The organism is Desulfosporosinus paludis (assembly GCF_045689965.1).
In the GTDB taxonomy this organism is placed as follows: Bacteria; Bacillota; Desulfitobacteriia; order Desulfitobacteriales; family Desulfitobacteriaceae; genus Desulfosporosinus; species Desulfosporosinus paludis.
Genome location: NZ_CP144211.1, coordinates 197,467 through 209,615 on the forward strand (window position 1 = coordinate 197,467; position 12,149 = coordinate 209,615).

9 protein-coding genes and 2 pseudogenes are annotated in these 12,149 nt (G+C 40.3%); 1 reads left to right on the forward strand and 10 read right to left on the reverse strand.

Annotated features, from left to right (window positions below):
• Window positions 1-205: 205 nt before the first annotated feature.
• From spo0A to caiT, 7 genes and pseudogenes are all read right to left on the reverse strand, one after another.
• Window positions 206-1,000 (reverse strand): sporulation transcription factor Spo0A, encoded by a 795-nt coding sequence (gene spo0A / locus VZF35_RS00945; protein WP_407310136.1) that lies wholly within the window; start codon window positions 998-1,000, stop codon window positions 206-208.
• 223 nt (window positions 1,001-1,223) lie between these two features.
• On the reverse strand, window positions 1,224-1,658 hold the full coding sequence (locus tag VZF35_RS00950) for a GNAT family N-acetyltransferase (RefSeq protein WP_407310138.1): 435 nt from the start codon (window positions 1,656-1,658) through the stop codon (window positions 1,224-1,226).
• A gap of 57 nt (window positions 1,659-1,715) precedes the next feature.
• Entirely contained in the window at window positions 1,716-2,252 is a 537-nt protein-coding gene (locus VZF35_RS00955; RefSeq protein WP_407310140.1) for a GNAT family N-acetyltransferase, read from the reverse strand.
• A gap of 252 nt (window positions 2,253-2,504) precedes the next feature.
• Window positions 2,505-3,181, reverse strand: a pseudogene (locus VZF35_RS00960) (B12-binding domain-containing protein).
• 131 nt (window positions 3,182-3,312) lie between these two features.
• Window positions 3,313-4,791 (reverse strand): annotated as a pseudogene (gene mttB / locus VZF35_RS00965) ([trimethylamine--corrinoid protein] Co-methyltransferase).
• A gap of 81 nt (window positions 4,792-4,872) precedes the next feature.
• The gene (locus VZF35_RS00970) at window positions 4,873-6,297 is read right to left on the reverse strand and encodes a trimethylamine methyltransferase family protein (RefSeq protein WP_407310142.1); all 1,425 of its coding nucleotides are present in this window, start codon (window positions 6,295-6,297) and stop codon (window positions 4,873-4,875) included.
• Window positions 6,298-6,318: 21 nt separating this feature from the next.
• Window positions 6,319-7,971, reverse strand: coding sequence for an L-carnitine/gamma-butyrobetaine antiporter (gene caiT / locus VZF35_RS00975; RefSeq protein WP_407310144.1), 1,653 nt, complete (start codon window positions 7,969-7,971; stop codon window positions 6,319-6,321).
• Window positions 7,972-8,303: 332 nt separating this feature from the next.
• Here caiT and VZF35_RS00980 point away from each other — a divergent pair, with 332 nt between their 5' ends.
• Window positions 8,304-9,695: a sigma-54 interaction domain-containing protein gene (locus VZF35_RS00980; RefSeq protein ID WP_407310146.1), complete on the forward strand. Its 1,392-nt coding sequence runs from the start codon at window positions 8,304-8,306 to the stop codon at window positions 9,693-9,695.
• Between the two features lie 65 nt (window positions 9,696-9,760).
• On the opposite strand, the gene VZF35_RS00985 is transcribed toward VZF35_RS00980, so the two are convergent.
• From VZF35_RS00985 to VZF35_RS00995, 3 genes are read right to left on the reverse strand one after another with little or no spacing between them, the layout of a single operon-like run.
• Complete coding sequence (locus VZF35_RS00985; RefSeq protein WP_407310148.1) at window positions 9,761-10,534, reverse strand: ABC transporter ATP-binding protein; 774 nt, start codon at window positions 10,532-10,534, stop codon at window positions 9,761-9,763.
• On the reverse strand, window positions 10,513-11,349 hold the full coding sequence (locus VZF35_RS00990; protein ID WP_407310150.1) for an ABC transporter permease: 837 nt from the start codon (window positions 11,347-11,349) through the stop codon (window positions 10,513-10,515). The genes VZF35_RS00985 and VZF35_RS00990 overlap by 22 nt, the downstream gene beginning before the upstream one ends.
• 4 nt (window positions 11,350-11,353) lie before the next feature.
• Window positions 11,354-12,139, reverse strand: a complete 786-nt coding sequence (locus VZF35_RS00995) for an ABC transporter permease (RefSeq protein ID WP_407310152.1) — start codon at window positions 12,137-12,139, stop codon at window positions 11,354-11,356.
• Window positions 12,140-12,149 lie beyond the last annotated feature (10 nt).

Genomic DNA, 12,149 nt, shown 5'->3' on the forward strand with positions numbered 1-12,149 from the left:
TTACCAAAGCCATTATTAGAATTTTTTCTATAGCCTAGTCCTTCCCATAACATTAAATTGTCATGTGCTGAAAATAAAATGTTCTTAATTAAATTCTTTGAATGACATAGCAAAAGCCAGGGAGTTTTAGAGTAACGCCCTGGCAATCTCATCCTATATGAACGCTTAATGAAAGAAATTAAAACTCAGTAAACTACCGCAAAGTCTACATCCTTAATTTTTCAGCCACCATAGCAATAAATTCTGAACTGGTCGGTTTACCGCGATCAAGATTAATACTGTAGCCAAAAAATCTATTTATAAATTCTATATTACCACGATCCCAGGCTAATTCAATGGCATGCCGGATCGCCCGTTCCGCTCGAGTTGGAGTAGTTTGGTATTTATCCGCAATCAACGGATAGAGTTCTTTTGTTACGGCACCCAGTAAGGAAACCTCTTGAACGACACTGACGATCGCATCGCGTAAATATTGATAACCTTTTACATGAGCTGGAACGCCCATCTGATAAATCACTCGGGTAACTTCCTCTTCCAAATTCTTGACAGGGGTTTTTGATGTGTCATCAGCGACTTGGGAGATCCCATTTTTTGTTAAATTTACCCCGAGTGAACTGGTATAAGTAATTTCGGAACTTAACTGCCGAATCCGTTTACCCAAGGTATCAAGATCAAATGGCTTCAGCATGTAATAGTCAGCTCCCAGAGAAACCACCCGTTGAATCATTGATTCCTGACCAAAGGCCGATAATACAATAATACGTGGTCTTTGTTTTTCATAATGTAATTTTTCTAATACTCCTAAACCATCGAGATGAGGCATAATTATATCCAAAACTAAAACATCTGGAAATTCACGGGAAATAACCTCTAGGGCTTCATTGCCATTATAAGCAACGCCAAGTAATTTCATGTCTTCTTGACTATGAATGTATGCTTTCAATACTTCGATTAACTCCCGATTATCATCTGCAACTACTATTCGTACCGGCTTGTTCATTTGTTAGGTCCCCTTTATCTTTATTGCTCTAATAAATATTTTCACAAGCCTTATTGAAATAAATCTCAAGCAAGATAAGCCAGTTGATTACGCCTTAAGGTATTGAAAATACTTGTATAAAAATTAACTAATGACAAGTCGTTGTATTATAAAGAATTAAGGTTCTATTTCATTATACTCTATTATTCGACTTATTTCACTTATTTTCTCCTTCCAGTTGAGTCTATAAATATTTTTTGAATCCTTGTACTAAATTCAAATCATACCCCATTGCCTCATAAAAACGATGAGCTTTCTTTCTATGCATCCCTGACACAAACATCGTATAATAGCATCCTCTTAAGCGCCCAATTTTCTCTATTTCTTCGATAAGCATTTTTCCGATTCCTCGACCGCGCCAGGTACTTTTTACAATGACATTTTCTATAACCATAAAGGGATTACACTTACCTACTAAGTCGAGACAGATGATCCCCATGACTGATCCAACAACGCTATTACCCTCTTTAGCTATTAAGACTACATAATCAGAATTCGAATCCATCACTATAAAATTCTCTTTCATTTTTAGGAAATCCGTTTCTTCACCACTTAGCTCTTTATAAAGTTGGGCTAGTGATTCCAAATCATCGATTGTCGCAATTTGAACTTTTGGCAATAGATCCTTCCTCCTCTAGTTTCCAGTCTTGACTGATTTGAGCGTTAAAGTTATTCCTTAGTCAATCTCTAGGCCCATGTGGATAGAATCAAAGAATTTACCATTTATGAAGAACTCCCGAGTGATTGCTCCTTCTGAGATAAAGCCATATTTCTTATATAAATTAATGGCATTATGATTATCACTACGTACTCGTAAATTAATCTTCCTTATGATTATGGATTTTCTCGCCCATGTAATAAGGTAATTTATTAACTCACTCCCAACGCCTTTATGCCAATGCTCTTTAAGGACTGTTATCCCAAACTCTCCAGTATGGCGTACTCTTTGTCTTAAGCCACCTCTGAATACCAATTGCCCTACCAATTTGCCGTCTAAAAATGCACAAACCATCAGCTGATTATCTGATTTGGCAAGGCTTTTGATAAAATTAGCCTCTTCCTCTTCGGATATTCCAAACTCGCCTTCGCCAAACGTTAAATTGTCTGTCTCTGCGCCAACTTTACTTATATAGTCTAAAAACATAGAGGCATCTTCATGCTTGGCTTCGCGAATAGTAAGCATTTGTCCGTTTCGAAGTAATTGATAGTTCATTTCTCATCTCTCCTTTAGCCAAATCCAGGTTCTATTTAGGCTATCTCTTCTTATTCTGGCATGCAAAGCATACCTTCGTAATCTGTCATTTAAACATTCTATATGCTTTTCGAATATTCCTCTTGTATTAGAAACTATAAAAGCCGGAACGGCCAACGCTCCAGCTTTTATAGTTCTTATATTAATCATTAAGGTCAAAGCCTTTTACACTAGCGAGTACGATGACACTTAATAAAATGGTCATGATTAATCTCATCTGGAAACATCGTTTCCATTCACTACAGGCTTTCTCTCATTTAAAGCAAACAGGTGTTTACAAAGTTCGGTAGCCGAAGCAGCATCAGACGCGTAACCATCAGCTCCGATTGTTTGGGCGAAGGCTTGGGAGACAGGGGCTCCCCGATAATGATTTTGACATTGTCACGCAGACCTCTTTCCAGCAATGCCTGAATTACTTCTTTCATTTTAGGCATTGTCGTTGTCAATAAGGCCGACATGGCTAAAATATCCGGATGATGTTCATTGATTGCTCCAATGAAATCATCCACTGAAACATCCACACCAAGATCAATGACTTCCAAGCCTCCGCTTTCCATCATCATGCTGACAAGATTCTTTCCGATATCATGCAGGTCACCTTTGACGGTACCAATAATTATTTTACAAGAACTTTCAATATCAGCGTCTGCAATCATTGGACGAACAATCTCAAGGCCAGCATTCATACTACGAGCACACATTAGTACCTCTGGAACATACATATCACCCACTTTGAAACGTTGTCCCACGACATTCATACCCTCAATGAGTCCTTGGTTAATGATATCGACTGGGGCACTCCCAGACGCAATGAGCTCACGAACCTGGATTTTGACTTGCTCCTCGTTACCGGCAATAACACTTTCTGCAAGTTTTGAATAGTTCTCCATCGTCAAATACCTCCCTTAAGCATTGCAATGTTTTTAGGTAGTCACCGTCTAAACCTTTGCACCAATAAGCGGAGACCAAAGCTGCTTTCAGGCCTCCACTCATTGGTTTTTAGAGGTGAATTATGAGTAAGTTAAAAGACTTTATATTCTCTCTCTGTCTCTTCAACGATTTCTCTTAATGCGGCTTGCACGCTTTCTGGCAAAAATGCGGGCTTATAGGTTTCTAGGATTGAAATCGCCTCTTCATAGGCTCGATCCGTAAAACTTTTGGCGCCATATTCTAACCAAGTTTCTCTCATTCGTCGGTCAATAATCTTACTGCGAGACTGTGAGCGCATATTTTGTAGAGTATGAGCTTCACTAAGGAAGTTGCCAGCGGTACCTACCTTCTTCACAACATCCACAGCTAAGGTTTCATCGGAGACACTGATCCCATTAACCACTTTCTTAATCATTTTAGCCATTTCATTATCCATTACCATTTGAGCATAATCGAACGTAATTCCCAGTTCCAACATACCCGCTCCGTATATCAGGTTAGCACCTGCCAACGCTGTTAACATCGCCGTAATGGTAAATTCGTGAGAGGCTTGGGCGTCCGGAATTTTGCTATCTACCTATCCACCGGCCACCCAACTCGGTAATAAATAGTATTGAGCGAGTTTGGCGACTCCTGCATTGATCATCGCCAGCTCAGGAGATCCAACCGGAGCTGTCGTAAACCGCAGGTCCATGATAGTCGTTGAGCTTCCGTAAAGTACGGGTGCGCCTTTACGTGTGAGTTGGCTTAAAACAATACCACTTAATACTTCCGCATTATGAGTCAGTAATGTACCAGCCAGAGTAATCGGTGACGTTGCACCAGACATAGCCATCGATAAAACGTTAACAGCGATTCCCGCACGTGCCCCTTCTATAATAACCTCAGCACAATGGTCCACTAACTGCAAAGGACTTGTTGGACACACGTTGCAGGAAAATATCGGCCGTTCCCGCAGCTTATCTTCACCGCCGGCAATAATCGCAGCCATTTTGAAAACCTTTTTAAAGTTTTTCCCGCCTTCAGTCCCAATAAAAACATGTTTTGTCGTATTATTAAAAATCACTTCGGCATTATGCAATACTGCTGATTCTGGGGGAACATCATGGGGAGCAACTGGCCGTAACACAGCATCTATCTGATCCATCGCATCACAAAAACGAGTAATATCAGCTACATCTTGTTTGGTTGTGGGTCGATATTCTTTTGTTATAGGATCAATAATCGATATTCCCTCACCAAAATTGATAAAATGCACTCTTTTTCCGTCTAAAACAATATCATGTTGATGATCGCGTCCGGCTAATAAAATCGTGCTGGGGGCAGATTTAATAGACTCTTCAACAATATATTGTGGGATTTTGACGACCTTCTTCTCAAAGTCAACCTTTGCTCCTCCGGCAGCAAAAATTTCCAAAGCTTCTTGACAGGGCACCTTAACACCTGTATGTTCCAAAACATCAATGGTCGCACAATGAATAGCGTACAATTCCTCATCGGAAAAACTATTAAGCCCAAAACCCTCGATTTTAGATAGTCCAGCAATGACATTAGTTCTCAAAAGATCCACCTCAGCTTTTCTACAGTAATCATATAATTCTCAAATCCTAGAATGGAGACCCTCGAACTTCCATACCCTCTGCTTCGGCAATTAAACTCTCTTAGCTTTCTGAATATAAGCTTGCAGTTGTTCTTCGATCTGCGAATCCAATAATGTACCGGGTGCATTCTTGAGGATCTCTTTATACTTCCGATTGGCTTTTGTCACTACATCTTCCATTCCAGCCTTTTGCCAATCCGTATAAGAGTCCCAATCCGAAATTGTTGGGGTCCAAATTTTGCGAAACTCTTTAAATGTCGACGGGTGCGTAAGATAACTGCCTTCATGGCCGACTTCCTGAATAATATCCACCGAGTAGGCTTCATCCGAAGTATCAATCCCCTGAGAGATACGTCGCACCCTCTTGATGAGTTCGATGTCGATGACGAATTTCTCATAGGATGTCGTCATGATCGCATCAAGAACGCCCAGACATTGAACGGCCATATGCGCACCACTTAAACTTCCCAGCAAAATACTTTGCATCGTCTCATAGCCTGCTTGAGCATCCAATGTTTTAGAATGCGTAATTCCACACATAGTACGTGTTGGCAAATGATAAAAATCTAAGCCCATCTGAATATTTGCTGTATTGATCAGCATTGCCTCAGGAGCACCAGCGGCATAGCTTGCTGCTTTCATATAAGCAGTTGACGATGCCGTTGCATAAACTACCGGAGTCCCCGGGTTAATAAGCTGCATAAGAACTAATCCTGCTAATATTTCCGTGTTCTGCAGTACTGCTGTCCCTAACAATGATACGGGCCCACTGACTCCTGCCATGATGCATGGTGCAAGTAGGATCACCTGGTTTCGTTTGGCATACTCGATCATGGTCTCCAACGTTTCAGGCGCATAACTCAAGGGACTTAAGGAATTTACCAATACTGCCGCGCAATGATGATTCTGCAGAAATGCTTCACGACCAAAGCTAATTTCAACGAGGTCCAATTGTTCACGCGCTTGTTTGGAACTTGCACAGAAGCCGATGATTGGTTTATCAGAATTTCTTAGGATTTCATACATCATGTAAAGATGTTTATCCATTATGGGGACATTACTGGGATCGACCGGTATAGTTCCTACAAGATCTACAATGTCACTCGCTTGACAAAGCTTTTGGATATTAGCATAGTCCTCTAAAGTAGCTTCGCGACGGCCCCGATCTATGTCCTGAATAAAAACCGGTCCGACATTAGGCTGAATCAAAAAGCCCTCTCCTACCGTGATGGCGTGATGCTCATTGCGTCCTACCATCCTAAACGTCTTCGGTGCAGTCGATAACGCCTGGTTGACCATTGAGCTAGTGATATAAACTGTTTTGTTATCAACTCGCGCTCCATGTTTTCGGAAAACATCCAACGCCTCTTCGTTAAGAAACCTAACTCCTGTTTCCCGTAAAATCTTTAGCGATGCCTCATGAACCTTTGTAAGATCTTCCCTGGTTAAGACTTCCAGCTTTGTTTTGAGAACCATTTTTGTACCTCCTGAAATTCGTCAGTTGTCCATACTTATTGTACTTTGATCCATAGCCCTCGGTTTCTCCATATCCCGTGAAATAGAGCTTTGGGTTGCGCTGGATTTACCCCAAGTTCTGCGGATATCTTTGAAAAATGAAATTAAAATTAGAATTGTAATAAAAAACATAGGTAAGGCACCAATGATCGTTGTCGTTTGAGCAGAACTAATACCACCGACATAAGCCAAAGCAATTGCGATCACACCTAAAACAATTGACCAGAAGATACGGCTCCACTTTGGAGGTTCTTCTTCTCCAGAGAGCTCTTTGGTTGTGACCATCGATAACGTATACGTAGCTCCATTTAACAGCGTCTGCATGGAAATATAGCCATAGACAAGGAGGATAGCCATCATAAATCCGCCTAACGGCAGTTGTGTCCAGATCTCAACGATTGCCCTCCCTTGACCATACTTGGCCATAATATCAGCAATCGGGACAGTCCCCTGAGTGAATACGTGCATTGAAAAATTTGAAAATACCGCAAAGAAGATCCAACTCCCGGCAGTAGCAGCTGCCAGGGAACCAATAACATATTCTCTAACCGTTCTGCCTTTGGAAATTCGTCCCAAGAATATTCCACATTGAAGGACTAGCGCCAAATACCAAGCCCAATACCAAATGGTCCAGCTTTGCGGCATGCCAGACTTGAAATGGGGGTCGGTATATAAACTCATGCGTACAAAATTCTGGAGAAGCTGCCCTAAGGTGTCAGTAAAGGTATTAATAATATAGGATGTCGGACCAAGTAAAAGAATCACTGCCAAAATCCCGAATCCGAAATACACACGAATATCACTTAAGTAACGAATGCCTTTCTTAAGTCCAGTATAGAGCAAAATCGCCATGAAAACAGACCATGATAAAATCAGTACTGCATCAGAGGAAAGGCTTTCGTTAACACCCAAGACTTTCGTCAGTAAACCAACAACCGTTGGAACGTTAACACCAATACAGGTTGTTACCCCACCAACGAAACCAATAACGAATAAGGCATCAATTAACTTTCCTAACCATCCTTTACTTAACTTACTGCCGATTAAAGTTTCACAAGCTGTGCTTGGGCGCACAGCATCTTTTTTCTTGACAAAGAAGAAATAAGCAAAAACTAAACCAAAAATTGTATTCATAGCCCAAGCAGTAAACCCCCAGTGGAACATTGGATAGGCCAAAGCCCATGAATATGTTTCAGTGCTCATGGGTTTTAAACCAAAAGGCGGGGTTTGAATGTAGTAAAAGAATTCAATCGAAGTCCAGGTTAAAACGCCCAAACCTGCGGTAGATGTAAATATCATTCCTAACCAGGATAAAGTACTAAACTCAGGCTTTTCATCTCCCAACTTTTTTTTGGCATAGGGTCCAAAAGCAAAATAAAAGCAAAGAAGAAAGAGGAAAAAAACATAGATCTCCAGAGTCCCTCCCATTTTATCCGTTACTAAATTGAACGCAAACTTTAAACTGCTTGCAACATTTTTAGGTGTACTCTGAAAAATCCAAAAAACAAAAGCAGCTACGAAAATTAACGGCGGGAAAAATACCCAGGGCTCTAATTTAGATTTATTTTCTTGTTCAGTATTAATAATATCTCCTCCATTCTCAATAAATGTTAAAGAAATTCTTAAAAGATACAAGATTCGAGACTACTCTTTGATGCTTTGATAGTTTTATTTGAATTACTTGTTAGCTAAAATTATTGCCTCCTTTCGTTTTGTGCTCATTCTATCTAAATACCCTCTTTAATAACCTATTGCAATTTTGATACCAAGTGTTGGATAGAATAAACTATGAGCAATGTTTAATCTAAAGTAACTAGAAAACTTAAGTTTGAGTCGTTTTGACTTGAACTTAAGTTTTATGGACTCATTTAATAGAAGGAAAACTACTTTCTATAGCGAATACTACTAAATTATAAGTATTACTATGAATGTTTTTTTAACAACTTACAAAAAGGAGTTGTTTTAAATTGCCCGATATTACTCCAAACGATTTAACTTGGGATGATCTTAAAAATATCATGGACAATTCTTTTGATGAGATTTTTGTCGTTAATGCTAAGGGAAACGTCGTTTATGTTAATGAAGCATGCGAGAGGCACTACGGTTTAAAACCATCAAATGTTATTGGTAAATCTATTGATTATTTGATTAATGAAGGATATTATTGGCCTCCGGTTGCTCCTGTTGTTCTATTAAAGAAAAAGAGGATCACCCTAGAACAGCAGACGAATATTGGTCGTAAACTCTTAGTTACCGCTACGCCGGTTTATAACAAAAATAATCAGATTATATTTATTGTTATGAATAGTAGGGATATCACCCAGATCGAAGCATTGAAAGAAAGCTTACAAAAAACCAGCAAATTAGTGGAGAAATACGAATGTGAAGTTAATGAACTAAGACAAAAGGTACCCTTTGAAGGCTACTCTTCACACAGCACAAAGATGAAACAATGTCTGGAGATGGCCCGAAGGATAGCGTTAATCGACTCTACTATATTAATCTTGGGTGAATCGGGAACAGGTAAAAATGTCTTAACGAAAAATATTCATAATTTAAGTCAACGCAGAAACGGACCTTTTCTTAGCATCAATTGTGCTGCAATTCCAGACCACTTAATTGAATCGGAGCTGTTTGGCTATTGCCGTGGTGCTTTCACAGGCGCTGATAAAAGCGGTAAAAAAGGATTAGTAGAACTCGCCTCGGGAGGGACGTTATTCCTTGATGAAATCGGCGAAATTCCTTATGGAACCCAGGCCAAACTTCTGCAATTAATTCAGGAACATCAGTTCATACCATTAGGCGGAAAAGAAAATAAAATGGTCGATCTTAGGATAATTGCTGCTACAAACCGAGACTTAGCTAAATTAGTTAAAGAACAGAAATTTCGCGAAGACCTTTACTATCGATTAAATGTTTTTGAACTAGAAATTCCTCCCTTACGGGAGAGACAAGAGGATATTGTGCCTTTGCTCTACTATTTTCTAAATACTTTTGACTCCAAATATAAAACGTCTCACCAATTCAGCCCGCATGCTTTGGACATTTTATCCAGTTATTCATGGCCGGGTAATGTTCGAGAAATGGAACATTTAGTGGAACGTCTTGTTGTCACAATTCCTGAAATTAATATAGGGCCGACCCACTTACCTCAAAAAATAATAGCCGAACAGCATAATCAAACTAGACGAGATCTGCTTTTTGAGAAAGCATCCCAGGGATTAAAAGCTAATGAAGAACAACTGATTATCCAGACATACCAGGAATTAAAGAGCTCTTATAAAGTTGCAGACTCCCTCAAAATTAGCCAGAGCAAGGTATCACGTGTTGTTCGTAAGCATAATGCTAACTTCAAATAATATGAAAAGTTACTTCAGATCCACGTCGTCGTGAAATTCTGAAGTAACTTTTTATGTTTAAACTATTAAAGTACCAATTCTGTCTCATTGGTAATTTGCTGCCTTAATTCGAGAAAAGCCAAATCGGTAAATTCTCTTGGCCGGGGAAGATCAACCTTATAAATTTTATGCATTCTGCCGGGCAATTTGCCCTCTAAGACAATGATACGGTCCCCAAGGTAAATCGCCTCATCGATATTGTTCGTTACAAAACAAACCGTCTTCTTTTCAATTTCCCATATCCGGGCAGTTTCTTGCTCTAATTGCATACGGGTTTGGGCATCTAATTGGCCAAAAGGCTCATCCATTAATAATATCTCCGGGTCGTTAGCCATTGCCCGGGCAATCCCTACACGCTGTTTCATGCCGCCGCTTAATTGATGCGGAAAAGCCTTCTCAAAGCCTTTAAGGCCAACTAGTTCAATATAATGATTGGTGATCTCTCTTCTCTCTTGTTTATTTAACCCTCTTAATTTGGGACCCATTTCTACATTTCCGAAAACAGTTTTCCATGGAAAAACCATATAACGCTGAAATACAATACCAACATGCCTGCCCGGCCCGGTAACTTCTTTATTTTCAACGAATATTTTCCCTGTAGTAGGCTTTTCCAAGCCGGCGATCATCCTAAACAATGTTGTTTTTCCTGACTGTCCCGGGCCAAGGATTACAACAAATTCATTCTCACTAATCGTTAAATCCATTTTTTCCAGAACTGGAAGTTCCTTGCCATACTCGTAAAATGACTTGCTTACATTTTGGCATTCGATCTTTGTCTTTAGTTCAGATCTGTTTTCCATGGACAAATCCACCTTTCTAAATAGCTTAATCCAGCTGAAATAGCAAAGGCGGTTACAGCAATAATCACCATGCCCGCAAAAATCATAGCTGTGTCATTTTGATTCATTCCGGCGATAATAATAAAACCAACGCCTTCTCTTGCCCCTACCATCTCTGCAGCTAGAACGCTGCCCCAGGCCATGCTTAAAGAGATTTGTAATCCGGCAAAAATAGTCGGAAAAGAAGCAGGAAACATAACTTGTATAATCTCATTGCGTCGATTACCGCCTAACATGCGGATAACATGATAGAGTTCTTCATCAACAACCCTAATACCGTTATAGCAGTTTATAATTAATGGCACTAAGGCACCGATTAAAATAATAAATACTTTCGATGTTTCACTGATACCAAACCAAAGAATCGCCAATGAAATCCAGGAAATCGGAGGCATTGGCTTAAATAATTCAAAAACAGGCCTCACAATGGCATTCGCGACAGGACTAAATCCCATGACTACCCCCAGAGGCACTCCAATGACTACGGCAATACCAAACGCTATAATAACCCGTCGGAAGCTAATCCACAGATGACCAAATATCGTATGGCCGGCTAATTTATCCGTCGACATTTTAGCTAACTCCTGGACTACCTGAATCGGCCCAGATATGCTTTGGCCATGATATCCAGTCAAATGAACAAGTTGCCATAAGCCGAAAAATATCAGCAAGGAAATTATATAGAGCATCTGCTTGCTGCTCAACACTACTCGTATTGCCGACTTTACTCCTTGATTTGCTAGGTGCTGACGTGTAACAATGGTTTGTTTAATCATTCGTCTACCTCCTAACTCCAGCAACTAGATGTCGTTCGACTCTGTTTACGATGAAGGCGATCAGCACTCCGGTCAGGCCTACCATGAACATACCCAGTACTACCAGATCGACTCTCATAAGACGTCTTCCTACATTGATGAGATAGCCAAGCCCAGAATCAGCTGCCACAAGCTCTGCGGCTACCAAGCTAGTCCAAGCTCCCGCTAAAGCCACTTGTAAGCCCCCAAAAACCATGGGCAGAGCAGAAGGCACACAAACCTGCCAGAAAATCTCCCAATTCGAGGCACCATAGGCCCTGGCCATTCGTATGAACGTCGGATTCGTCAAGCGTACACCCGTGTAAGAATTGATGACACTGGCAACAAGAGCTGCAAAGAAGATAATGAATGCTTTACTAGTTAATCCTATACCGAACCAGAAAATGGCTAAAGGAATCCAGGCTACCGGGGGAATGGGTCGGACCATTTCAAAAATCGGACGAGCCAAACCGTCGACAACTTTAAACCATCCCATGGCTAATCCTAAGGGAATTCCAATGATAAGAGCACAAACATAGCCTAATACTGCTTCTTCAAGACTGACTATCGTATGTCTTATTAAAGTTGCTCCTTCAGGATCGACTGCTGTTAATTTAATAAAAAATAATTTTACTACCTGAACAGGGGAGGCTAAAAGGCTGTTAGGGACGATCTTGAATTCGATGATCATCTGCCAAAAGACAAAAAAACATAGTAAACTTATGATTGAAATACAAGTCAAGGCTATTTTCCTTATCTCAGGTTTTGTCATAGCTGCCCTC